This window comes from Plantibacter sp. 2H11-2 (assembly GCF_050031945.1).
Classification (GTDB): Bacteria; Actinomycetota; Actinomycetes; order Actinomycetales; family Microbacteriaceae; genus Plantibacter; species Plantibacter auratus.
In genome coordinates this window covers 84,942-107,933 of sequence record NZ_JBNBBL010000009.1, presented here as the reverse complement: position 1 = coordinate 107,933, position 22,992 = coordinate 84,942, and the positions used below count along the sequence as shown (strand labels likewise).

Sequence of the window (22,992 nt, the reverse complement as noted above, 5' to 3'; positions counted from 1 at the left end):
GCATCTTTTCCTGTCAACCCCCGACCGGATGGTGGCGTCGGAGTGACACCCGACTACGCTGGTCCCGTTGGATGCAGCATCACAGCACCACTCGAACAGACGGAGGCGCCATGAAGGGCAAGGTCATGTTCGTCGTCGGTGGGCTCACGGGCTACGTGCTCGGTACCCGCGCCGGACGCGAACGCTACGAGCAGATCAAGACGCAGTGGGTCAAGCTGTGGAACGCGAAGCCGGTGCGCGCGCAGCGCGGCAAGGTCGAGGACTTCGCCAAGGCACGCATCAGCGAGGTCCCCGCGGCTCTGTGGAGCGGCGTCAGCGCCGTCGCGAAGGTCGTCAGCCAGCAGGGCTCGACGCCTGGCCAGAAGCTCGACACTTCGACAGGCTCAGTGCACCGCAAGGCTGAGTCGAAGACCGAGGACACCGTCCAGGACGTGTCCGAGACGGTCAAGGACGCACGCACGGCCTCCGGCACCTCGACGTCGTCGGCCTCGAAGCCCGCAGTGCGCAAGCCTGCCGCGCCCAAGACGACGGCACCGAAGCCCAAGAGCGGCGAGTAGCACCGACGATGCCGTTCATGAGTGACCGCAACCGTTCGGAGCCGCGCTACGACAAGCGCGACGAATCCCTCCTGACCCTCGTCGGCCAGCTGCCCGGGGTCGTCTCGAACCTGGTCAAGGCCGAGATCGCCAACCTCAAGACGCAGCTGGCCCACAAGGGCAAGTACGCGGGCATCGGAGCGGCGTTCGTCGCCGGTGCCGCGGTGTTCCTGTTCTTCGCGGTCGGCGTGCTCGTCGCCGTGCTGATCCTCGCGCTCGCGCTCGTCATGCCCTCGTGGCTGGCGGCGCTCTGCGTCTTCGTGCTCTTCGTCCTCGTCGCGGCGGTCCTCGTGCTCATCGCGCTGCGGTACTTCAAGAAGATCAACGAGGACCCGAGCCCGATGGACAACGTGAAGGAAGACATCAAGGCAGTGAAGGGACTCGGCGAGTATGACCGTTGACCAGTTCCCGGGGGCGACGCCCTCGCCCGAGCAGGCTCGCGCCGAGCTCGTCGCCACGCTGAACGCGATCGAGGACAAGCTCAACGTCCCGAAGCAGGTGCACCGCGCCAAGCGTCGTGCCATCGTGCAGATCGCGACCGTCAAGGTCGAACGCCCGGCGGTCTTCTACGCCGGTGTCGCGGGCCTCGCCGGTGCGGCCGGGCTGGCCGTGTGGGGCATCGTCCGCGCCATCGCGCGCTGACGCGTCCCGCCGCCGGTCAGTCCCTCGGGGTGGCCACGCGCGTCATCGGAACGTGCACGATGTCGTCCTCGACGTAGTCGGGGCCGCTGATCTCGAATCCGAACCGGCCGTACCAGTCGGCGAGGCGTTTCTGGGCGCCCATGCGGAGTTCCCGATGCCCGTGGTCGGCCACGGCGCGACGGATCAGTTCCGCGGCGAGACCCCGCCCGCGGGCGGTGAACGCGGTGGCCACGCGTCCGATCTCCGTGTGCTCGGCCTCGGTCAGGATCCGGATCGTCGCGAGTACCTCGTCGCCCTCCTGCGCCCAGGCGATGAGGGTGCCGTCCTCGATGTCGCGTCCGTCGAGATCGGCGAAGAGCGCCGTCTGCTCGACGACGAAGACGTCGACGCGGATCTTCAGCACGCGGTAGAGCGTCACCGGATCCATCTCGGCCGCTCTGGCGACGTGGTACTCGACGGGAGGCTGCTCGCTGATCATCACCCGACTGTATCGGCGGTGAGGCTGGGCTCGGTGTCAATCGTGACCTGCCCCTTTTGCCCAATCGACCGAACTGGGTGAGGATAGGACTATGACTCACCCGGCCTCTGCCGAGGCATCGCACCACCCGACCGACTCAGCCACCCCGACTGGCCCCTCAGGATTCACCCTCTGGGCTGTCCTGCGCCGCGAGCCGGCGAGTGCGCTGCCGCTCGGCGAAGAGCATGTCTCCGAACTCGAAGCATCCATCGCGCTCGTCGAAGCCCAGGGCGTGACCCTGCGCGGCATCTACGACGTCTCCGGCCTCCGCGCCGACGCCGACCTCATGCTGTGGCTCCACGGCGACACCGCCGAGGGCCTGCAGGCCGGCCTCCGGGAGCTGCGGCGCACCGCCATCCTCGGTTCGCTGGCGCCCACCTGGAACGCCATGGGCGTCCACCGCGACGCCGAGTTCAACCGGCAGCACGTCCCCGGGTTCCTCCGCGGCATCGAGCCGAAGGGTTGGCTCTGCCTGTACCCCTTCGTGCGCAGCTACGAGTGGTACCTCCTGCCGGAGGAGGAGCGTCGCAAGATGCTCGCCGAGCACGGCCGTCAGGGCGCGGCGTTCACGGGTGTGCTCGCCAACACCGTCGCCTCCTTCGCCCTCGGCGACTACGAGTGGCTCCTGCCGCTCGAGGCCGACGACGTCGTCGAACTCGTCGACCTCATGCGCGACCTGCGCAACACCGAAGCGCGCCGCCACGTGCGCGAAGAGGTGCCGTTCTTCACGGGCCGCCGTATCACGCCCGCCGAGGCATTGGAGGTGGTGCGCTGATGGCCGCCATGAACCTGGGGAGCACCGGAGCCGAGGCCCCCGAGCGCATCGTCCGCGGCGCGACCGACGCTGCAGCGGCCGGTCCTGAGCACGTCTCCGAGCCGACGGACTACGACGCCATCCTCCTCGCCGGTTTCGGCGGGCCTGAGGGCCAGGACGACGTCATCCCGTTCCTCCGCAACGTCACGCGCGGGCGTGGGATCCCCGAGGAGCGTCTCGAAGAGGTCGCGCACCACTACCGCCACTTCGGCGGCGTCAGCCCGATCAACGACCAGAACCGTGCGCTCAAGGCGGCCCTGGAGCTCGAACTCGCCTCACGTGGCATCGACCTCCCGGTCCTCTGGGGCAACCGCAACTGGGACCCGTACCTGCGCGACGCGCTGACCGAGGCACACGAGCGCGGCTTCACGAAGCTCATCGCGATCGCCACGAGCGCCTACTCCTCGTACTCGAGCTGTCGGCAGTACCGCGAGGACTTCGCGATCGCCGTCGACGAGACGAACCTCCAGGGCGAGATCCAGATCGACAAGGTGCGTCAGTTCTTCGACCACCCCGGCTTCGTGACCCCGTTCATCGACGGTGTCCGTGACGCGATCGCCGAGTACCTGCGCGAACAGCCCGAGCTCTCCGCCGAGACGGAGATCGAGGTGCTCTTCGCGACGCACTCGATCCCCACCGGTGACGCCGCGCGCTCCGGCCCCGACTTCCGCGGCTTCGGCGACCACGGCGCGTACGAAGCCCAGCACCTCGCGGTGGCCGAGGTCGTCATGGCGAACGCCATCGACCAGCTCCGTGAGGCCGGTGTCCTCGGTGGCGCGGTCGGCAGCGGCGTCTCGGTGCCGTGGCAGCTCGTCTACCAGTCGCGCTCCGGCCCGCCGAGCATGCCGTGGCTCGAGCCCGACATCAACGACGCGATCGCCGAGCTGCCCGCCGCCGGCCGCAAGGCGATCGTCATCGTGCCGCTCGGCTTCGTGAGCGACCACATGGAGGTCATGTGGGACCTCGACAACGAGGCCATCGAGACGGCCGGCGAGCACGGCCTGGCCGCCGTCCGCGTCCCGACGCCTGGCACCGCCGCCGCCTACGTCAAGGGACTCGTCGACCTCGTCCTCGAGCGCCGCGACGGCACGCCCGTCGAGGAACGACCGCACATGACCGACCTCGGCCCCTGGTACGACGTCTGCCGCCCCGGGTGCTGCGAGAACGCCCGGCTGGGCTTCAAACCGGCGTTCTCGGGGATCGCCCCATGACCCTTCGCATCGGAACCCGCGGCAGCGCCCTGGCGCTGGCGCAGACCGGTCATGTGGCCGACGCCCTCACGGCGGCCACCGGTGAGGACGTCGAGATCGTCACCGTCACGACGCAGGGCGACACGAGTCGCGAGTCGCTCGCCACCATCGGCGGGACGGGTGTGTTCGTCAACGCGCTCCGCGACGCCCTGCTCGACGGCGCGTGCGATCTCGTCGTGCACTCCTTGAAAGACCTGCCGACGGCTCCGGCCGAGGGCTTCACGATCGCCGCCATGCCCATGCGTGAGGATCCGCGCGACGCCCTGTGCGCCTCCGACGACCGCTCGCTCGACGACCTGCCGCAGGGTGCCAGGATCGGCACCGGCTCACCGCGTCGGATCGCGCAGCTGAAGCGCATCCGGCCCGACCTCGAGGTCGTCGACATCCGCGGCAACATCGACACCCGCCTGCGCCGCATCGACGACGACCTCGACGCCGTCGTCCTCGCGGCCGCCGGTCTCACCCGCCTCGGACGCCTCGACGCCGTGACCGGGCTCTTCGACCTCGACACCTGGCCGACCGCGCCGGGGCAGGGGGCGCTCGCGATCGAGTGCCTCGACGACGACGAATCGTCCATCGCCGGTTCCATCGCGTTGCTCGACCACGCGCCGAGCCGCTGGCAGGCCACGGCGGAACGGGCAGTGCTCCGTCGGCTCGAGGCCGGTTGTTCTGCCCCCGTCGGCGCGGCAGCCTGGCTCGACGACGAAGACCTCGTCCTGCAGGCCGCCGTCTACTCGCTCGACGGCACCGAGATGATCCATCTGGAGAGCCGCGCGGAGGGCTTCTCCGGCGACGGACACGGACGCGAGCTGCTCCAGGCGGCCGACGCACTCGGTGTCTCGCTCGCAGACGAGCTCATCGAGGCCGGCGCAGCCGACCTCGCCCCGCTGGGAGGCGCTGCGTGAAGGACTGGACGAAGTCGAACACCGTTCCCACCGCCACCAAGCCGCTCGGCGGGTGGCGCGTCCTCGTGCCGCGCGGCGGTCCGTGGGGCGACTCGGTCGCCGGGACGGTCCGTGGCAAAGGCGGGTCGCCCGTCGTCGCCCCGATGATCAACTTCGCCAGCACCGACGACCCGGAGACCCTCGGGGCCGCGCTCACGGCGCTCGAGGCGGGTGAGTTCGACTGGCTGACCGTGACGAGCGCGACCACGGTCGACGTGCTGTCCTCGCAGCGGATCCGGATCCCCGAGACGACGAGGGTCGCTGCCGTCGGCGAGACGACCGCTGCCGCGCTCACGGCCGTCGGCTACAGCGTCGACCTCGTGCCGGCGAAGGACAACTCCGCCAAGGGCATGGTGCAGGAGCTCACGGCGCTCGAACCGCACCCGAAGCGCATCCTCACGCTCCGCTCGGCCATCGCCAAGCCGCTCCTCACGGAGGGCCTGATCGCCGCCGGACACGACGTCCAGTCCGTCGTGGCCTACCGCACGGTCGGTGTCCCGGTGGCAGAGAAGATCGTCGCCGACGTCGCCAGCGGCCGGGTGCGTGCCATCCTCGTCACCTCGGGCAGCGTGGCGGAGCAGGTCCGTTCGCAGTTCCCCGAGATCCCCGAGAGCACCGTCATCGCGGCGATCGGACCCCGCACGGCTCGTGACGCCCGAGGCTACGGGCTCCGGGTCGACGTCGTGGCGGAGCAGCAGACGGTCGACTCGCTGATCGAGGCGATCGTGTCCGTGGCGCTCAGCCGGAACCGCGACGAGGACGCCGGCGACGGGATCCGCTGACCGGCTTCACGCCCTGCGCGAACCGGGAGGGCGCGTCGGCAGCGGCGCGTAGGCTGGACGGGTGAGCATTCCCGAGACCCGTCCCCGTCGTCTCCGGCAGCAGCCGGCCATCCGTCGCCTCGTCAGCGAGACGCGACTCGACCCGGCGGAGCTGGTGCTCCCCATGTTCGTGCGGGAGGGCGTCTCCGAGCCGGTCGAGATCTCCTCGATGCCGGGTGTCCGACAGCACACCGTCGACAGCGCCAAGCGGGCCGCGGCTGAGGCTGCCGCGGCCGGCGTCGGTGGGGTCATGCTCTTCGGTGTCCCGGCCGAGCGCGACGCCGTGGGTTCCGGCGCGACCGACCCCGACGGCATCCTCAACGTCGCGACCCGCGCGCTCGTCGCCGAGGTGGGCGACGCCCTGGTCGTGCAGACCGACCTCTGCCTCGACGAGTTCACCGATCACGGACACTGCGGTGTCCTCGACGACCGCGGGCGCGTCGACAACGACCGCACGCTCGACCGCTACCGCGACATGGCGCTGGCCCAGGCCGAGTCCGGCTCGGCCCTCCTCGGCCTCTCGGGCATGATGGACGGCCAGGTCGCCGCCGTCCGCGAGACGCTCGACGCCGCCGGGTTCGACGACACGATCATCCTCGCCTACTCGGCGAAGTTCGCATCCGCGCTCTATGGCCCCTTCCGCGAGGCCGTCGACTCGCAGCTGCAGGGCGATCGCCGCACCTACCAGCTCGACCCCGCCAACCGTCGTGAGGGTCTGCGCGAGGCGCTCATCGACGAGGCAGAGGGCGCCGACATCGTCATGGTGAAGCCCGCAGGGAGCTTCCTCGACGTCCTGGCCGACGTGACGGACACGGTGTCGATCCCGGTCTGGGCGTACCAGGTGTCCGGCGAGTACGCGATGATCGAGGCCGCCGCCCGGCAGGGCTGGATCGACCGCCGACGCGCGATCGAGGAGTCGGTGCTGTCCATCAAGCGCGCCGGAGCCGAGGCCGTCCTGAGCTACTGGGCCGTCGAACTCGCCGGTTGGTTGGATGAGGCGCGCGGTCTGCGTGCAGGAGGAACCCGATGAACGACGCAGCATTCGCCAGAGCCCAGCGGTCGATCCCCGGTGGGGTGAACTCGCCCGTCCGTGCCTTCCGCTCCGTCGGCGGCACGCCGCGGTTCATGGTGTCCGCGACCGGCCCCTACATCACCGACTCCGAGGGCGTGCAGTACGTCGACCTCGTGAGCGCGTGGGGCCCCGCGCTCCTCGGACACGCGCACCCGCAGGTCGTCGAGGCCGTGCAGGCCGCTGCGGCCCGTGGCCTCTCCTTCGGCGCGTCCACCCCGGCCGAGACCGAGCTCGCGGAGCTCGTCAAGGAGCGCGTCCAGGCGTCCGGCGTCGCGCCGATCGAGAAGCTGCGCATGGTCTCCACCGGCACCGAGGCGACCATGACGGCCATCCGCCTCGCGCGCGGTGCCACCGGTCGCAGCCTCATCGTGAAGTTCGCCGGGCACTACCACGGCCACTCCGACGGCCTGCTCGCCGAAGCGGGGTCGGGCGTCGCGACCCTCGCCCTGCCGGGGTCCGCCGGGGTCACTCCCGAGACGGCCGCCCAGACGATCGTCGTCCCGTACAACGACCGGTCGGCACTCCGCGAGGTCTTCGCCGAGCGTGGCCAGGACATCGCCGCGATCATCATGGAGGCGGCCTCCGCCAACATGGGTGTCGTCCCGCCGGCTCCCGGGTTCAACGCGAGCGTCGTGAAGCTCGCGCACGAGTACGGCGCGCTGGTCATCATCGACGAGGTGCTCACCGGGTTCCGCGTCTCCTCCGCCGGTTGGTGGGGGCTCGACAACCGCGGACTCGCCGCCGTCGCGCCCGGCACGGAGCCCGTCCCGGGTGCCGAGGCCTGGGAGGCCGGCAACCACGCCGTCGCGAACTCGACCGGTGCCATCAGCATCCCCGTCGGCGTGTACCAGCCCGACCTCTTCACCTTCGGCAAGGTCATCGGCGGCGGCATGCCCCTCGCTGCGCTGGGTGGGCGCGCCGAGCTCATGGACCTGCTCGCACCGACCGGCCCGGTCTACCAGGCCGGGACGCTCTCGGGGAACCCGGTGGCCCTCGCCGCCGGCATCGAGACGCTGCGCCTCGCCGACCAGGACGTCTACCGTCGGGTCGACGCGGCGGCCGCGATCGTGTCCGAGGCGACCTCGAACGCGCTCACGGAGGCCGGGGTCGCGCACACCGTGCAACGCGCCGGGAACCTGTTCTCCTTCGCCTTCAGCGAGACCGCACCGACCGACTACGCCGCGGTCCTGCGGCAGGACGCCTTCCGCTACCCGGCCTTCTTCCACCGCATGCTCGACGCGGGGGTGTCGCTCCCGCCGAGCGTGTACGAGGCCTGGTTCGTCTCCGCGGCGCACGACGACGAGGCGATCGGGCGTATCGTCGACGCCCTGCCCGCAGCGGCCCGTGCGGCTGCGGCGGCCATCCGCTGAGTCGGACGGTCGCTCCGCAGGCGACGTCGGACGCTGCACAGACCATGCGTTACCGCTTTGTGAACTTCCGGCAACGCGAACGTCGGTGGGGGTTGGCAGACTAGAGGCATGGCCTCCTTGCGTCTGCACCCCGACCGACTGGAGATCGAGCTGTCCGCGTACGACAAGGCGCTCTCGCTGCGTCGGAGCAACGTCGTCGTGCCACGGTCGAGCATCCGTTCCGCCACCATCACCGACGACCCGTGGATCTGGGTCCGGGGCATCCGTGCGCCGGGCACCGCGATCCCGTTGACGCTCGCCATCGGCCAGTGGAAGTTCCACGGTGGTATGGACTTCCTGGTGATCAAGGGCACCAAACCGTCGGTCGTCATCGATCTCGAAGACGCGGAGTACTCGCGGCTTATCATCACGACCCGTCGCAGCGCCGAGCTCATCGCCGCCCTCGACCTGCACTAGGACGAGCTGCCGGACGCACGGCGGTCCCCGCCGGATCCGGATCGTCGTCGAGGACGCGGTGCGCCGCGCATCCTGGCGCTGATCAGGGCCGTGCGCAATCATTTGCCTCGAACAGGGCACAAAACGACGTCTGACCGGTATTCTGGGCCCGCTCGAACCTCCGTAGATCCGCCTGTTCGAAAGGACCACAGCCATGTCGACTCCTCCTCCCGGTGAATACCCCGGCCAGCCGCCGCAGGCTCCCCAGGCGCCGCAGCCCCCGAAGGACCAGTACGGCGCGGCTCCCGCGTACTCCGGCGGCGCAGCTCCCTCCGGCGACGCGACCGCCGGCAAGACGCTCGGCATCGTCGGCCTGATCCTCGCGTTCCTCGCCCCGCCGATCGGCCTCATCCTCAGCATCGTCGCCCTGGTGCAGTCGAAGAACGCGGGTGTCAAGAACACGCTGGCGAAGGTCGGCCTCATCCTGTCGATCGTCTTCATCGTCATCGCGATCATCGCGACCATCGCGGGTATCGCGATCGGTGCTGCGGCGTTCAACGAGGCGTGCGCCTCCCTCGGGAGCGGTGTCCACACCGACGGCACGACCACCATCACCTGCCCGTAGCCCGGTGACATCTGGGCGATTGGGGAGTTGTCCCCATCGCCTGTCGGGTATCTAACCCACTACTGTTGGCTCGCGCCCGTGGCGCATCTACCATCCTCGAGAGGAACCATCATGACCAACGCACCTCAGTACAACGCCCCGCAGCAGCCGGGCGGCGCCCTGCCCGCCGACTACCCGGGCAAGACGCTCGGCCTCGTCGGCCTCATCCTCGCGATCGTCGTGCCGCTCGTCGGCCTGATCATCAGCCTCGTCGCGCAGAAGCAGTCGAAGGACGCCGGCTACCCGAACCAGCTCGCGAAGATCGGTGTCATCATCGGCATCATCCTCGTCGTGCTCGGCATCATCGGCGGCATCTTCTACGCCGTCGCGCTCGGCTCGGTCATGTCGACCGCCGGCTACTGAGTCTCAGCAGTCCCGTCGGCAGCGGCCGGTCGCCTTCGGGCACCGGCCGCTGTCGCGTTCCTGGAGCGCTGGGCGGTGTCCCTGTCTCAGGAGTCGGCGGGTGTGTCGCCCGGGTGGGCGTGCGCCGCGCCGCAACTCTCCTGAGTTCGGTCGTGCCGGTTCGGTAGTGTCCCTGTCTCAGGAGTCGGCCGGTGTGTCGCTCGGGTGGGAGTGCGCCGCGCCGCGATTCTCCTGAGTTGGGGACGGCTGGGCCTGTTCCTTGGGCCCGATCAGGCGCGGACGTCGACGACGATCCGGCCGTGGACGGAGCCTGCGAGGACCCGCTCCGCCGCATCCGTCGCCTCGGTGAGGGAGACCGTCTCGGTCAGGGTGTCGAGCACGTCGAGGTCGAGCGCGGTGGTCACGCGCTCCCAGGCGGCCTGCCGCAGGGGGAGCGGTGCCTCGACGGAGTTCACGCCCGCGAGCGTGATCCCGCGGAGGATGAACGGCATGACCGACGTCGGGAGGTCGGACCCGCCGGCGAGCCCACAGGCGGCGACCGTCCCGCCGTACTCGACCTGCGACAGGACCGTCGCGAGCGTCTGACCGCCGACGGAGTCGACGGCTCCCGCCCAGCGCTGGCTGCCGAGTGGCCGGCCGGCCTCGGCGAACTCGGCACGGTCGACGATCGACGTCGCTCCGAGCCGCCGCAGGGCGTCACCCAGCTCGTCGACCCGCCCGGTCGAGGCGGTGACCTCGAAGCCGGCGGCGGCCAGCAGCGCGATCGCGATGCTCCCGACGCCACCACCCGCTCCCGTGACGAGCACGGGGAGCCCGCCGACGCGGACGGCACCGGACGTCGTGCTGCCGTGCTCGAGCGCGAGCACGGCGAGGGCCGCGGTGTACCCGGCGGTGCCGATCGCGGCGGCCTGTGCGCTCGAGACGTGGTCGGGGACGCGGACGAGCGCGTCGGACCGCACCTTCGCACGTTCGGACAGCCCGCCGTACCGGGTCTCGCTCAGGCCGTCGCCGAACAGGGCCACGCGGTCGCCGGCGCTCCACGCGGGATCACTCGACGCCGCGACGACGCCCACGAGGTCGATGCCCGCGACCATCGGGAACGACCGCACCACGCCCGGCTTCCCGGTGAGGACGAGGGCGTCCTTGTAGTTGATGCTCGAGTACTCGACGTCGACGGTGACGGCGGCGTCGGGCAGCGAGGCGTCGGGGAGGTCGCGGAGGTCGACCGTCCGGGTGGGTTTGCCACCCTCGTGCTCGACCTGCTCGACGAGGTATGCGCGGCCCATGGTGCTCCTGTCTCCGGTGCGGTGACCGGTCGGTGGCTGTCCGTCGAGCCTACGCCTCGCCGGCGAGAGGCTGGCTGGCTTGAGCCGTCGCGCCCGCCGTGCCTAGGTGACGTCGCGGCGCCAGGTCGTGGCGTAGCCGATGAGCGCGACGACGACCCCGATGCCGAGGAGGACGAGTCCGCCCTGCCACCAGGTCAGCGCGTCCTGCTGAGCGGACATCATCGAGTAGAAGCTCGGTCCGACGAGGGCGTCCGTCGCAGCACCCGGCAGGAACCGGCCGATGGACGCGGTGACCTCGGAGAATGAGGAGGCCAGGCGCAGCAGCGGCTCGACGAACTGCGTGAAGGCCAGCACGACGATGATCGCGCCCACCTGGCTCGGCAGCACCGCCCCGAGACCGACGCCGATCGCACCCCACAGGGCCATCGCCAGCACCGCACGGCCGATGAGTGCCCAGGTGTCGGGGTCGGTCAGCATCGGATCGATGCCGCTGATGGCCAGGGCGCCGCCGCCGAGACCGACGGACGCGACCAGCGCGATCACGCCGTACAGCGCGCCGACCCCGGTCAGTGCGAGGACCTTGCCGACGAGGACGTGGCCGCGGTTCGGGTTCGCGAGGAACGTCGGCGTCAGGCTCTGATGCCGGAACTCGCCGGTCGTGGCGAGCGCACCGAGCAGCACGGGGAAGACGTACCCGATGCTCGTCGCGAAGCCGTAGATGAGACCGGGTTGGGTGAGTATCCCGCTCGTCGCTTGCGCCCCGGCCCCGCTGGACTCGGCCGCGCCCGGGATGTTGGCGAAGAGGAGCGCCGCCCCGGCCGCGGCGAACCCGACGTACACGAACAGGATGAGCGCGAGGCCCCACCACACGCGGGTGGTGAACACCTTGAGGAACTCGGAGCGGATGGCTGCCAGTAGTGAGGTCATGCGTGGTCCTCCCCACCGCTGACGAGCGCGAGGAACGAATCCTCGAGCCCTGATCGATGCCGCGACAACGCACTGAGCGGAATGCCGGCGGCGAGCGCGACCCGGCCGATGTCGATCGCCTCCACATCGTGCACGACGAGCCCCGCGCGGGCCTGGTCGAAGGTGTACCCCGCGGCGGTCAGCGCCGTGGCGAGCCGCTCGTGCTCCGGGGAGTTCACGACGACGCGCAGGGTGTCGGCGGCGTCGAGGCTCGCGAGCGTGCCCACGTGCGCAAGCCGTCCCTTCGCGATGATCACGACCTCGTCGACGGACTGCTGCACCTCGCTGAGCAGGTGCGAGCTGATGAGGACGGTCCGACCCTCGGCCGCGAGTGCGGTGAGGAAGCCGCGGATCCACTTGATCCCCTCGGGGTCGAGCCCGTTGATCGGTTCGTCGAGGACGAGCACACCGGGGTCGCCGAGGAGCGCGGTCGCGAGGCCGAGCCGTTGTCGCATGCCGAGCGAGTACCCGGCGACGCGTCGGTCTGCGACCTCGAGCAGGCCGACCTGCGCGAGCACGACGTCCACCCGGCTCGCCGGCAGACGCGCTGCCGAGGCGTGCACGCGCAGATGGTTCCGGGCGGTGCGGCCGGGGACGAAGCTCGCCGCCTCGAGAGCCGCTCCGACGGTCGCTGCCGGGACCGGCAGCTTGGCGTAGGGGACACCGCCGAAGGTCGCCCTCCCCGACGTCGGTTGCACGAGGCCGAGCAGCATGCGCAGGGTCGTCGTCTTCCCGGCGCCGTTCGGGCCGAGGAAGCCGGTGACCTTGCCCGGTTCCACGTGGAACGTCAAGTCGTCGACCGCCTGCACCGCCCCGAAGGATTTCGAGAGTCCATCGAACTCGATCGTCACGCCAGCGGTCATCCGGTGCCTCCCCAGGGGCGCGGCCGGATCCGCGCCTCGTCCTGCAACGCTATCGGGGCCGACACCGGTTGCGCATCGGCCGCTCGGGGGAGATCCCGGTGAAGGCGCCGGTGGCCGCGTCTCAGGAGATGCCCGGCGTGGCCGGCGCGCATCGGGGCGGCGCGCCGCACCTCTCGTGAGACAGGGACGGCGGAGTCGAGGAGGAGGTCGGCTGCTACAGCCCGAGCGAGTCGAGCGACGCCCGGACGGCAGCGGCCGAGTCGGCGAACTGCTGTTCCTCGCGGGGCGACATCGCGACCTCGACCACCGAGCGCACGCCCGAACGGTCGACGATGCTCGGCACCGACAGGGCGACCCCGCTGACGCCGTGGTACCCGCCGAGCACGGTGCTCACCGGCAGGATCGCGTGCTCGTCGCCGAGGATGGCCTCGACGATGCGAGCACCCGACAGCCCGATGGCGTAGTTCGTCGCGCCCTTGCCCTCGATGACGCGATAGGCGGCCGTCCGGACGTCGGTCGCGATCTCGTCGAGCTGCTGCTCCGTGAAGCGCGAGCCGTCGGGCAGCTCCCAGTCGAGGATCGGGACGGGACCGATGGTCGCCTGCGACCACAGCGGCAGTTCGCTGTCGCCGTGCTCGCCGACGATGAGTGCGTGCACCGCCGAGGTCGCGACACCCGCGCGCTCAGCGAGCAACCAGCGCAGCCTGGAGGTGTCGAGGACGGTGCCGGAGGAGAAGACGCGTTCGCGCGGCAGCCCCGTGATCTGCTGGGCGGCGACGGTGAGGACGTCGCACGGGTTCGTGACGAGCATGTAGACGGCGTCCGGTGCGTGCTCGACGAGTTTCGGGAGCAGCCGCTCGAGGATACGGATGTTCGTGCCAGCGAGGTCGAGTCGGGTCTGGCCGGGTTCCTGCTTCGCGCCGGCCGTGATCACGACGACGTCCGCATCGGCGACGACCGAGATGTCGTCACCGCCCGTGATGCTGCTCGACCCGGTGAACTGCGTCCCATGGGCGAGGTCGAGGACCTCGGCCGAGGCCCGCTTGCCGTCGATGTCGTAGAGCGCCACCCGCCGGGCGCTGCCGCGGATGAGCGAGGCGTAGGCGAGGGACGAACCGACGCTCCCCGCCCCGATGATGGCCAGTTTCGACTTCGTGCGAGCACCCATGGCTCCATCTTGGCAGGGGCGGATGTGCGCGGTCAGGGCGCGGCACGACAGGTGTCGGGTTGTCTCGATGTCGAGGTATTCGCCCTTCGACAGGCTCAGTGACCGGACCGCCGCACCCTCCGGTCACTGAGCCGCACCTATCGGTCACTGAGCTTGTCGAAGTGCCTCAGCCAACCACCGGTTCCGCGACTCGATGAGCCGTCGCAGGTGCCGGGTGAGCGCGACGTGTTCGGCCACGACGCCGAGCGGACCGAACGGCGCCGAGAACGTGACGTCGTCGAGCATGATGGTCCGCGCCGTCCCCATCGGGCGCTCGAGCGGTTCGAAGAGGTGGACGTGGCGGAACGTCCGGAACGGACCGGACAGCTGTTCATCGGTGAACCGGTGGGGTTCCTCGAACGCGGTGATCCGACTCGTCATCGTCCACGGCACACCGAAGTGCCTCGCCCGCCAGGTGACGGTCTCACCGAGGCCGATCAGCCCGGAGGTCACGCCGCCGACCGCCCGTTCACCGGTGTCCGCCATCGAGCCGAGGTGGGCGTCGATCGACCGCGAGAGGTCGAAGGCCTGCTGCATCGTCCCGGCGAGCTCGGTGCGGAGGCGGAAGTGGGCGGTCATGACGGTGGCGGATCAGGCGGGCCGGCCGGTGCGAGCATCGGTGGAGACGTCGGCGCCGGTGTGCACGGCGCATCGCGGGCCGCCGTCGGGCCCGTCCGCGTGCGCCTCGCACACGACCAACTGCGTCTTACAGGAGGGGTCCGCGCAGTTCTGCAGGTGCTTCGTCGACGTGTCGCAGACGACACAGTGCCCGATGACGGCCGCGTGATCGCTGAACTCGAGCGAGCCCCGCTTGTCGAACACGTACAGGGATCCCTCCCACAGGCCGTCGTCGCCGAACTGCTCGCCGTACCGGACGATGCCGCCGTCGAGCTGGTACACCTCGCCGAAGCCGCGAGAGCGCATGAGTCCCGAGAGCACCTCGCAGCGGATGCCGCCCGTGCAGTAGGTGACGACCGGCTTGTCCTTGAGGTGGTCGTACTTCCCGCTGTCGAGTTCGGCGACGAAGTCCCGGGTGGTCGCGACGTCGGGCACGACCGCACCGGCGAACCGCCCGATCTCGGCCTCGAAGGCGTTCCGGCCGTCGAAGAACACGACGTCGTCGCCGCGCTCCGCGACGAGCTCGTGCAGTTCCGTCGGCTGCAGGTGCACCCCGCCGCCGGTGACGCCGTGCTCGTCCACCACGAGCTCACCGGGGGCGCCGAAGGACACGATCTCCTCGCGCACCTTCACGCTGAGCTTCGGGAAGTCGCTGCTCCGACGCCAGGGCGCGGGACGGTGCCTGGCCGTGCGCACGCGGTCGTCCTCGTCGAAGCCCGAGCCGTCGCTCCACTTCACGTCGAGGTCATGGAACGCGGGGTGCTCCTTCGTCTTCCGGACGTAGAGCTTGCAGGCGTCGAGCTCGCCGCCGACGGTGCCGTTGATGCCGTCCTTCGAGATGAGGATGCGACCACGGAGACCGAGTGACTCGCAGAGGTCGCGCTGCCACAGCCGGATCGCCTCCGGGTCCGCCAGGGGAGCGAACGCGTAGTACAGGATGATCTTCGGGTCGGCCACCGCTCAATCGTACGTGGCGCCGACCGCGGATCGTCGGGCCGGTCCAGCGGACACGGACGTTCCGGCCCCTCGCTTGTCGAAGGGCCACAACCGCCGCCGTCGGCGCAGGCGCCAGGCCTAGGGTGGACGCAGACCTCGAAGGAGATGGCTATGCGCACTGCAGTGATCGTCGACGCGATCCGGACGCCGTCCGGCCGGGGCAAACCGGGCGGTGCGCTGAACGCCGTGCACCCGACGGACCTCCTCGCCGGCACGATCCGTGCGCTCGTGGAGCGGACCGGCATCGATCCCGCGGTCGTCGAGGACGTCTACGCCGGCTGCGTCACCCAGTCCGGCGAGCAGGGGCAGAACATCGCGCGGAACGCGGCGCTCGCCGCAGGCCTCCCGCAGGAGACGCCCGGCACCACCATCGACCGGCAGTGCGGCTCCAGCCAGCAGGCCACCACCTTCGCCGCGCAGAGCGTCATGTCGGCCGGCAACGACGTCGTCATCGCCTGCGGTGTCGAATCGATGAGTCGGGCGCCGATGGGCTCCAACGTGCAGGGGGCAGACCCCTTCGGCTCCGCCCTCCGAGCCCGCTTCCCCGATGGCCTCGTCGGCCAGGGTGTCTCCGCCGAACTCATCGCCGCCCGCTGGAACCTCAGCCGCGAGGAGCTCGACGCCTTCGCCGCCCGCTCCCACGAGCGCGCCGCCGCGACCTGGGCGTCCGGCGGGTTCGACGGCGAGGTCGTCGCCGTCACCCTCCCCGACGGTTCCGTCGTCACGACCGACGAGACGGTCCGTGCCGGGACGACCCCCGAGGCGCTCGCCGGACTCCCCGCCGTCTTCCGCGACGAGCGGCTCGCGGCGCGCTTCCCCGAGATCGCCTGGCGGATCACCCCGGGGAACGCCTCACCGCTCACCGACGGCGCCTCCGCCGCGCTCATCATGAGCGAGGTCCGGGCGCTCGAGCTGGGGCTGACGCCGCGTGCGCGCTTCGTCTCCTTCGCCGCGGTCGGGAGCGACCCGATCGAGATGCTCACCGGCATCCTCCCCGCCACCCGCCGCATCCTGGAGCGCAGCGGGCTCGGTATCGACGACATCGACGCGTTCGAGGTCAACGAGGCGTTCGCGTCCGTCCCGCTCGCGTGGCAACGCGAATTCGGGGTGGGCGACGACCGGCTCAATCCGCGGGGTGGGGCGATCGCCCTCGGGCACCCGCTCGGCGCCTCCGGGACGAAGCTCCTCGCCACCCTCCTCGGCCAGCTCGAGGCGACCGGCGGCCGCTACGGGCTGCAGACGATGTGCGAGGGCGGCGGTATGGCCAACGCGACGATCATCGAGCGCCTCTGATGGGCGCGCCCACCACGTGAAGGGAACCAGCACATGGATGTGACCGGCAGTTCGGCGATCGTCACCGGCGGCGCCTCGGGACTCGGATTCGCGACCGCGACGCGGCTGGCCGGTGCCGGTGCGCGCGTCGTGCTCGTCGACCTCCCCGGTTCACCCGGGGCGGAGCGGGCCGAGGAGCTCGGCGGGTTCGCGACCTTCGTGCCCGCCGACGTCACCGACGGTGAGCAGGTGCAGGCGGCGGTCGCAGCGGCGGTGTCGCGTGGCCCGCTGCGGGTCGTCGTGAACTGCGCCGGCATCGCACCACCGGCGAAGGTGCTCGGCCGCGACGGTCCGGCGGACCTCGGCGCGTTCGAGCGAGTCCTCCGCGTCAACGTCCTCGGCACCTTCAACGTCATCCGGCTCACGGCCGACGCGATGCAGCACAACGATCCGGACGGTGATCCCGTCGACGGCGCCGGAGACCGCGGCGTCATCATCAACACCGCATCCGTCGCCGCCTTCGACGGACAGGTCGGCCAGCCCGCCTACGCCGCGTCCAAGGGTGCGGTGCACTCGATGACGCTGCCGATCGCCCGCGAGCTGGCGCGCTTCGGGATCCGGGTCGTGACGATCGCACCCGGCATCATGGAGACGCCCATGCTCGCCGGACTGCCCGAGGCGGCGCAGGAGTCGCTCGGGCACCAGGTGCCGTACCCGGCCCGCCTCGGCCGCCCCGACGAGTACGCCGCACTCGCGCTGCACATCGTCGAGAACGGCTACCTCAACGGTGAGACGATCCGCCTCGACGGCGCGATCCGGATGGCGCCGAAATGACCGGCTCTCCGATGCCGACGAACCCATCCACCGACCAGGGAGCCACTCCGTGACCAGCGACGACACCATCCTCTTCGAGGTGAGCGACGGCCTCGCGCACCTCACGCTCAACCGGCCCGCGAGCCTCAACGCGATCGACGACCGTGCGGCCAGACGGTGGCGCGACCTCGCCCTTGAGATCGCGGAGCGCGACGACGTCCGGGCGGTCCTGTTCGACGCCAACGGACCGGCGTTCTGCGCGGGCGGCGACGTCCTCGCGATGTCGCGGATGGGTGACGGCAGCGCAGGATCGACGGGCGCCTTCGTCACCGAACTCGCCGACATCATCCACGAGGGCCACCGGACCCTGCAGTCGGTCGCGAAGCCGATCGTCGCCGCCGTCCAGGGGGCTGTCGCGGGCGGCGGACTGGGGTTCATGCTCGTCGCCGACGTGATCATCGCCTCCGACCGGGCGAAGTTCGTCAGCAAGTACGCCGACATCGGCCTCACTCCGGACTGCGGCGTGAGCACCCTGCTGCCCGAGGCGGTCGGGATGCGTCGGGCGCTCGAGCTCACGCTCGGCCCGCGGATGCTGAGCGCCGAGGAGGCGCTCGACTGGGGGCTCGTGACCGAGGTGGTCCCCGCCGAGCAGCTCGACGCCCGTGCACGCGAGGTGGCCGCGTTCTGGTTGGCCGGAGCCACGGCCGCGTTCGGTCAGGCGCGGCGGCTGCTGCGCGAGAGCGTCGGCCGCGGCTACCAGGACGCCCTCGACGACGAAGCCCGGACGATCGGCGCGGCGATCGAGACACCCGAGTCGGTCGCGCGCGTCGCGGCGTTCGCCGCCGCGTCGGCGAAGCGCGCCGCCGCGTCGACCACCACCACCCCGAAGGAGCCCACCGCATGACCACCCTCGCCGGCAAGACCATCCTCATGTCGGGCGGCAGCCGCGGCATCGGCCTCGCGATCGCCCTGCGTGCCGCCCGCGACGGTGCGAACGTCGCGATCCTCGCCAAGACCGACACCCCCGATCCCCGCCTCGAGGGGACGATCCACACCGCAGCGGACGCGATCCGCGAGGCCGGTGGGCAGGCGCTCCCGATCCTCGGCGACGTCCGGAACGACGACGACATCACCCGGGCCGTGTTCGAGACGGCCGGTGAGTTCGGCGGCATCGACATCGTCGTCAACAACGCGAGCGTCATCAGCCTTGCGCGGACCCTCGACCTCGATGCGAAGCGGTACGACCTCATGCAGGACGTGAACGTGCGTGGCACGTTCATGCTGTCGCGGGCGGCCATCCCCATGCTGAAGGACGCGGAGAACCCGCACATCCTGTCGCTGTCACCACCGCTCAACCTCGACCCGAAGTGGCTCGGCGCACACACCGGCTACACGCTCGCGAAGTACGGGATGTCGATGGTGACGCTCGGTCTCGCGGCCGAGTTCGGACGCGACGGCATCGCCGCGAACACGCTCTGGCCGAAGACGACGATCAAGACGGCGGCGGTCGGCAACATCCTCGGCGGCGAGGCGCTCCTGGCGAAGAGTCGCACCCCGGAGATCTACGCCGACGCGGCCTACGAGGTCCTGACGGCGTCGGCGCGTGAGCTCACGGGTCGGTCGCTCATCGTGGAGGACGTCCTCGCGGAGGCCGGGGTCACGGACCTCGCGAAGTACTCACCGGGCGTCGACGAGTCGGAGCTCTACCCCGACATCTTCCTGTAGCGGACGGCTCGCCCTGTCCGCTGACGGCAGAACGCGGGCTCCCCGAGCCTGGCCGAGCCGCGCCTACAGTGAGAGCACGCGGTCACGGAGCCCGCGCCCGCAGCCGGAAGGAGTCGCCATGCTGTACCGCGAAGCCCTCGGCGCGGCCCTGCGCACGCGTCGACTCGAACAGGGGCGCACCCTGCAGGACGTCGCGACCGCCGCAGCCGTCTCGACGCCCTACCTGTCGGAGATCGAACGCGGCCGGAAGGACGCCTCCTCCGAGGTGGTCGTGACCATCGCCGACGCCCTCCGCACCCGCCTCGACGCGCTCATGTTCGACATCGCCGACCGCTTCGAGACCGCGGCGGCTCCGATCTTCGTCGAGCTGCCCCTCGGCGAAGACGCGCTCGCCGACGCGACGATCACCCCGCTGCGCCCCGCTGCCGACCCGCAGCTGCTCGCCGCCTGACCCCGACCGTCGGCGATCGTCCGGACGCGCTGGTTCGTCCCGTCCGGTGTCGGCCAGCCGCTCGCTCGGCCCACCGCTCGCTCCGTCAGCCGCGGGCGAGTGCCTCGAAGGTCTCGTGGAGGAGCGGCTCGGCCGTCTCCCACGTCGTGTCCGCGTCCCAGGCACCGAGGTCGGTGACCTCGGTGTGGCGGCCGGCCTGGTGCTTCGGCTCGGGATCGCCCGGGAGCCGCAGTCGCTGGGTGAACTCTCCGGTCGTCCGGTCGAAGTCGAGGACGTGGAAGGCGACGTTCCGGTTCCAGTCCTCGGACGGCCACGAGATGAAGTTCACGCGCACCCGCTCCGCGGACAGCGGCCCTTCGGCGACGTAACTGCCGGGGTGGTCCTCGCCCGGCGACAGGATGCGGTACGCACCGTTCGAGCAGTAGAGCAGCAGGGCCGGCACGAACGGCTTCTCCGCGAACAGTTCGGTGTAGTGGAGCGCCTCGGCTCGGATCACGTCGCCGAACAGGTGCGGGGTCTGCGGTGCCCCAGGGGTGTGCATCGGCACGGTCGTCTCCTTCGGTTCGTGAGGGGTCGGTACGCGTGTCACTCTGTCCGTGGCCGCCGTATGCGCGGTGTACGCGGGCTGGGTGGATGCGGAGAACGAAGCTGGTATTCCACGGTGCCAGGAGAACAGCGCGACAGCAGGCCCGTTCCACACGAAATGTCCTGTTCCCGGGCGGTTCTCCTGCTGCGGCGCCACGGACCCGCGGGCGTAGGCTGGAGGACGCGACGCCCCGCAGCACACTCGGACGGGCCGCACCCGAAAGGAACACCCGTGATCCAGCACCACTTGCGCGTCCACCGCAGTGACGAGAACCTCGCCCGCGAAGGACAGCTCGCCTGGCAGCTCGCCCGCGTCGCGACCGATCCGGTGGAGGTGACGCCCGAGGTCGTCGACATGATCATCAACCGCGTGATCGACAACGCCGCCGTCGCAGCCGCCTCGCTCACGCGCCGGCCCGTCTCCTCGGCTCGCGCCCAGGCGCTCAGCCACCCCGTCAGCACCGGCGGCGACGGTGCCACCGTGTTCGGGCCCGACCTCGCCCGCCGCGTCTCCCCGGAATGGGCGGCCTGGGCCAACGGGGTCGCCGTGCGCGAGCTCGACTTCCACGACACCTTCCTCGCCGCCGAGTACTCGCACCCGGGCGACAACATCCCGCCCATCGTCGCGGTGGCCCAGCACGTCGGCTGCACGGGCGCCGACCTCGTCCGCGGGATCGCGACCGGCTACGAGATCCAGATCGACCTCGCGAAGGCGATCAGCCTGCACCGACACAAGATCGACCACGTCGCACACCTCGGCCCGAGCGCCGCGGCCGGCATCGGCACGATGCTCGGCCTCGATCAGGCCACCATCCACCAGGCGATCGGCCAGGCACTCCACACCACGACGGCCACCCGCCAGTCGCGCAAGGGCGAGATCTCCACCTGGAAGGCGCACGCTCCTGCGTTCGCCGGCAAGATGGCGGTCGAGGCCGTCGACCGGGCGATGCGCGGCGAGACCAGCCCGTCGCCGATCTACGAGGGCGAGGACGGCGTGGTCGCCTGGCTGCTCGACGGCCCCGACGCCTCGTACGACGTCCCGTTGCCCGGCGCCGGTGAGCCGAAGCTCGCGATCCTCGACTCCTTCACGAAGGAGCACTCGGCGGAGTACCAGGCGCAGGCGTGGATCGACCTCGCCCGCAAGCTGCACCACGAGCACCCGGAAGTCCTCGCCCCCGGAGCCGTGGACCGCATCGTCCTCCACACCTCGCACCACACGCACTACGTCATCGGCTCCGGCGCGAACGACCCGCAGAAGTACGACCCGACTGCGTCGCGCGAGACGCTCGACCACTCCATCCCCTACATCGTCGCGGTGGCGCTGCAGGACGGCGCGTGGCACCACGTCGACTCCTACCGTCCCGAGCGCGCCACCCGCGCCGACACCGTCGAGCTGTGGCACCGGATCTCGACGGCGGAGGACGCTGAGTGGACGCGCCGCTACCACTCGCTGGACCCGGCGGAACAGGCGTTCGGCGGGCGCATCGAGATCACGCTCACGGACGGGTCGACCATCGTCGACGAGATCGCCGTCGCCGACGCCCACCCGCTCGGCGCCCGGCCGTTCGCGCGCGCCGACTACGTCCACAAGTTCCGCACGCTCGCCGCCGACGTCCTCGACCCGGAGGAGATCGAGCGTTTCCTCGCGCTCGCCGAACGCCTCCCGGAACTCGACGCCGACGAGGTCAAGCAGATGAGCATCCAGGCCGCCTCCGGGGTCCTCGCCTCGGCACCCCACCCGACCGGCCTGTTCTGATGCCGGCCGACCTCCAGAAGGGACTGCGCTGATGCTGTACAGCGAGACCACGCCGACCGAGAAGCGCCGGCTGTTCCGCGAGCGACTCGCCACCGGTGAGCTGCTGCGCTTCCCGGGCGCGTTCAACCCGCTCTCGGCGAGGCTCATCGAACAGAAGGGCTTCGACGGCGTCTACATCTCCGGCGCGGTGCTCTCCGCCGACCTCGGGCTGCCCGACATCGGACTGACGACCCTCACCGAGGTCGCCGGTCGCGCCAAGCAGATCGCCCGGATGACCGAGCTGCCCGCGATCGTCGACGCCGACACCGGCTTCGGGGAGCCGATGAACGTCGCACGCACCGTCCAGGAGATCGAGGACGCCGGGCTCGCCGGGCTCCACATCGAGGACCAGGTCAACCCGAAGCGCTGCGGCCACCTCGACGGCAAGCAGGTCGTCGACACCTCCACTGCGCTCGGCCGGATCCGTGCCGCCGTGGACGCCCGGCGAGACCCGAACCTGCTCATCATGGCGCGCACCGACATCGCCGCCGTCGACGGGCTCGACGCCGCGATCGACCGGGCCAAGCAGCTCGTCGACGCCGGAGCCGACGCGATCTTCCCCGAGGCGATGCGGTCGCTCGAGGAGTTCGCCGCCGTCCGCGACGCGGTCGACGTGCCGATCCTCGCCAACATGACGGAGTTCGGCAAGAGCGAGCTGTTCACGACTCAGCAGCTCGCCGATGTGGGCGTGAACCTCGTCATCTGGCCGGTGTCGCTCCTCCGCATCGCGATGGGCGCCGCCGGTCGCGCGCTCGACACGCTGAACGACGAGGGCTCGCTCACGAGCAAGCTCGGTGAGATGCAGCACCGTGCCGACCTCTACGAACTGATCGACTACGAGGGCTACAACCGCTTCGACACCTCGGTCTTCAACTTCACCATCGACCGGTAGGCGTCCCCGCACCGGTGAACACCGCCTGAGTCTCC

Annotated in this window: 27 protein-coding genes; 19 read left to right on the top strand and 8 right to left on the bottom strand. The window is 70.7% G+C overall.

Annotation, left to right across the window (positions count from 1 at the left end; translation table 11 throughout):
* Positions 1-110: 110 nt before the first annotated feature.
* The 3 genes from ACQG07_RS16515 to ACQG07_RS16505 are packed head-to-tail and all read left to right on the top strand — an operon-like array spanning position 111 to position 1,238.
* Entirely contained in the window at positions 111-557 is a 447-nt protein-coding gene (locus ACQG07_RS16515) for a hypothetical protein (protein WP_079706357.1), read from the top strand.
* A gap of 17 nt (positions 558-574) precedes the next feature.
* Complete coding sequence (locus tag ACQG07_RS16510; RefSeq protein ID WP_064294953.1) at positions 575-997, top strand: phage holin family protein; 423 nt, start codon at positions 575-577, stop codon at positions 995-997.
* The gene (locus tag ACQG07_RS16505; protein ID WP_079003603.1) at positions 987-1,238 is read left to right on the top strand and encodes a DUF3618 domain-containing protein; all 252 of its coding nucleotides are present in this window, start codon (positions 987-989) and stop codon (positions 1,236-1,238) included. Before ACQG07_RS16510 ends, ACQG07_RS16505 begins: the two co-directional genes overlap by 11 nt.
* Positions 1,239-1,254: 16 nt before the next feature.
* On the opposite strand, the gene ACQG07_RS16500 is transcribed toward ACQG07_RS16505, so the two are convergent.
* Positions 1,255-1,716, bottom strand: a complete 462-nt coding sequence (locus tag ACQG07_RS16500; RefSeq protein WP_426738852.1) for a GNAT family N-acetyltransferase — start codon at positions 1,714-1,716, stop codon at positions 1,255-1,257.
* 91 nt (positions 1,717-1,807) lie between these two features.
* Between ACQG07_RS16500 and hemQ the strand changes: the two genes are divergently transcribed.
* From hemQ to ACQG07_RS16455, 9 genes are all read left to right on the top strand, one after another.
* Positions 1,808-2,530, top strand: coding sequence for a hydrogen peroxide-dependent heme synthase (gene hemQ, locus ACQG07_RS16495; protein ID WP_064294913.1), 723 nt, complete (start codon positions 1,808-1,810; stop codon positions 2,528-2,530).
* Positions 2,530-3,780: a ferrochelatase gene (locus tag ACQG07_RS16490; protein WP_124767651.1), complete on the top strand. Its 1,251-nt coding sequence runs from the start codon at positions 2,530-2,532 to the stop codon at positions 3,778-3,780. The genes hemQ and ACQG07_RS16490 overlap by 1 nt, the downstream gene beginning before the upstream one ends.
* Positions 3,777-4,724 carry a hydroxymethylbilane synthase gene (gene hemC / locus ACQG07_RS16485; RefSeq protein WP_426738851.1) on the top strand — a complete coding sequence of 316 codons (948 nt, stop codon included), beginning with the start codon at positions 3,777-3,779 and terminating at the stop codon, positions 4,722-4,724. The genes ACQG07_RS16490 and hemC overlap by 4 nt, the downstream gene beginning before the upstream one ends.
* On the top strand, positions 4,721-5,545 hold the full coding sequence (locus tag ACQG07_RS16480; protein WP_426738850.1) for a uroporphyrinogen-III synthase: 825 nt from the start codon (positions 4,721-4,723) through the stop codon (positions 5,543-5,545). Before hemC ends, ACQG07_RS16480 begins: the two co-directional genes overlap by 4 nt.
* A 61-nt stretch (positions 5,546-5,606) precedes the next feature.
* Positions 5,607-6,614 carry a porphobilinogen synthase gene (hemB, locus tag ACQG07_RS16475; RefSeq protein WP_426738849.1) on the top strand — a complete coding sequence of 336 codons (1,008 nt, stop codon included), beginning with the start codon at positions 5,607-5,609 and terminating at the stop codon, positions 6,612-6,614.
* Positions 6,611-8,026 (top strand): glutamate-1-semialdehyde 2,1-aminomutase, encoded by a 1,416-nt coding sequence (hemL, locus tag ACQG07_RS16470; protein WP_426738848.1) that lies wholly within the window; start codon positions 6,611-6,613, stop codon positions 8,024-8,026. Before hemB ends, hemL begins: the two co-directional genes overlap by 4 nt.
* 108 nt (positions 8,027-8,134) lie before the next feature.
* Positions 8,135-8,482 carry a hypothetical protein gene (locus tag ACQG07_RS16465; RefSeq protein ID WP_064294907.1) on the top strand — a complete coding sequence of 116 codons (348 nt, stop codon included), beginning with the start codon at positions 8,135-8,137 and terminating at the stop codon, positions 8,480-8,482.
* Positions 8,483-8,675: 193 nt separating this feature from the next.
* Complete coding sequence (locus ACQG07_RS16460; protein ID WP_138945552.1) at positions 8,676-9,086, top strand: DUF4190 domain-containing protein; 411 nt, start codon at positions 8,676-8,678, stop codon at positions 9,084-9,086.
* 111 nt (positions 9,087-9,197) lie between these two features.
* Positions 9,198-9,488 carry a hypothetical protein gene (locus ACQG07_RS16455; protein ID WP_064294905.1) on the top strand — a complete coding sequence of 97 codons (291 nt, stop codon included), beginning with the start codon at positions 9,198-9,200 and terminating at the stop codon, positions 9,486-9,488.
* A 269-nt stretch (positions 9,489-9,757) separates the two neighbouring features.
* Here the strand turns inward: ACQG07_RS16455 and ACQG07_RS16450 are convergent, their stop codons facing one another.
* From ACQG07_RS16450 to ACQG07_RS16425, 6 genes are all read right to left on the bottom strand, one after another.
* Complete coding sequence (locus ACQG07_RS16450) at positions 9,758-10,774, bottom strand: MDR family oxidoreductase (protein ID WP_426738847.1); 1,017 nt, start codon at positions 10,772-10,774, stop codon at positions 9,758-9,760.
* Positions 10,775-10,876: 102 nt separating this feature from the next.
* Positions 10,877-11,701 carry an ABC transporter permease gene (locus tag ACQG07_RS16445; protein WP_426738846.1) on the bottom strand — a complete coding sequence of 275 codons (825 nt, stop codon included), beginning with the start codon at positions 11,699-11,701 and terminating at the stop codon, positions 10,877-10,879.
* Positions 11,698-12,603, bottom strand: coding sequence for an ATP-binding cassette domain-containing protein (locus ACQG07_RS16440; protein WP_086475196.1), 906 nt, complete (start codon positions 12,601-12,603; stop codon positions 11,698-11,700). Before ACQG07_RS16440 ends, ACQG07_RS16445 begins: the two co-directional genes overlap by 4 nt.
* Before the next feature lie 214 nt (positions 12,604-12,817).
* Positions 12,818-13,771 carry an L-lactate dehydrogenase gene (locus ACQG07_RS16435; protein ID WP_426738845.1) on the bottom strand — a complete coding sequence of 318 codons (954 nt, stop codon included), beginning with the start codon at positions 13,769-13,771 and terminating at the stop codon, positions 12,818-12,820.
* Positions 13,772-13,915: 144 nt separating this feature from the next.
* Positions 13,916-14,389: an SRPBCC family protein gene (locus ACQG07_RS16430; protein WP_426738843.1), complete on the bottom strand. Its 474-nt coding sequence runs from the start codon at positions 14,387-14,389 to the stop codon at positions 13,916-13,918.
* 12 nt (positions 14,390-14,401) lie between these two features.
* Positions 14,402-15,385 (bottom strand): rhodanese-related sulfurtransferase, encoded by a 984-nt coding sequence (locus tag ACQG07_RS16425; RefSeq protein WP_426738842.1) that lies wholly within the window; start codon positions 15,383-15,385, stop codon positions 14,402-14,404.
* Positions 15,386-15,535: 150 nt separating this feature from the next.
* Between ACQG07_RS16425 and ACQG07_RS16420 the strand changes: the two genes are divergently transcribed.
* From ACQG07_RS16420 to ACQG07_RS16400, 5 genes are all read left to right on the top strand, one after another.
* The gene (locus tag ACQG07_RS16420; RefSeq protein WP_426738841.1) at positions 15,536-16,717 is read left to right on the top strand and encodes a thiolase family protein; all 1,182 of its coding nucleotides are present in this window, start codon (positions 15,536-15,538) and stop codon (positions 16,715-16,717) included.
* A gap of 33 nt (positions 16,718-16,750) precedes the next feature.
* Positions 16,751-17,530, top strand: a complete 780-nt coding sequence (locus tag ACQG07_RS16415) for an SDR family NAD(P)-dependent oxidoreductase (protein WP_426738840.1) — start codon at positions 16,751-16,753, stop codon at positions 17,528-17,530.
* Between the two features lie 49 nt (positions 17,531-17,579).
* On the top strand, positions 17,580-18,413 hold the full coding sequence (locus ACQG07_RS16410) for an enoyl-CoA hydratase/isomerase family protein (protein WP_426738839.1): 834 nt from the start codon (positions 17,580-17,582) through the stop codon (positions 18,411-18,413).
* Positions 18,410-19,234 carry an SDR family oxidoreductase gene (locus ACQG07_RS16405; RefSeq protein WP_064294896.1) on the top strand — a complete coding sequence of 275 codons (825 nt, stop codon included), beginning with the start codon at positions 18,410-18,412 and terminating at the stop codon, positions 19,232-19,234. The genes ACQG07_RS16410 and ACQG07_RS16405 overlap by 4 nt, the downstream gene beginning before the upstream one ends.
* A gap of 118 nt (positions 19,235-19,352) precedes the next feature.
* Positions 19,353-19,685 carry a helix-turn-helix domain-containing protein gene (locus tag ACQG07_RS16400; RefSeq protein ID WP_426738838.1) on the top strand — a complete coding sequence of 111 codons (333 nt, stop codon included), beginning with the start codon at positions 19,353-19,355 and terminating at the stop codon, positions 19,683-19,685.
* Between the two features lie 85 nt (positions 19,686-19,770).
* Here ACQG07_RS16400 and ACQG07_RS16395 read toward each other — a convergent pair whose 3' ends face one another.
* The gene (locus tag ACQG07_RS16395) at positions 19,771-20,232 is read right to left on the bottom strand and encodes a hypothetical protein (protein WP_274500133.1); all 462 of its coding nucleotides are present in this window, start codon (positions 20,230-20,232) and stop codon (positions 19,771-19,773) included.
* Between the two features lie 270 nt (positions 20,233-20,502).
* Between ACQG07_RS16395 and ACQG07_RS16390 the strand changes: the two genes are divergently transcribed.
* Together ACQG07_RS16390 and prpB are read left to right on the top strand one after the other, a co-directional pair.
* The gene (locus ACQG07_RS16390; RefSeq protein WP_426738837.1) at positions 20,503-22,026 is read left to right on the top strand and encodes an MmgE/PrpD family protein; all 1,524 of its coding nucleotides are present in this window, start codon (positions 20,503-20,505) and stop codon (positions 22,024-22,026) included.
* Positions 22,027-22,057: 31 nt separating this feature from the next.
* Positions 22,058-22,957, top strand: coding sequence for a methylisocitrate lyase (gene prpB / locus ACQG07_RS16385; RefSeq protein WP_426738836.1), 900 nt, complete (start codon positions 22,058-22,060; stop codon positions 22,955-22,957).
* Positions 22,958-22,992 lie beyond the last annotated feature (35 nt).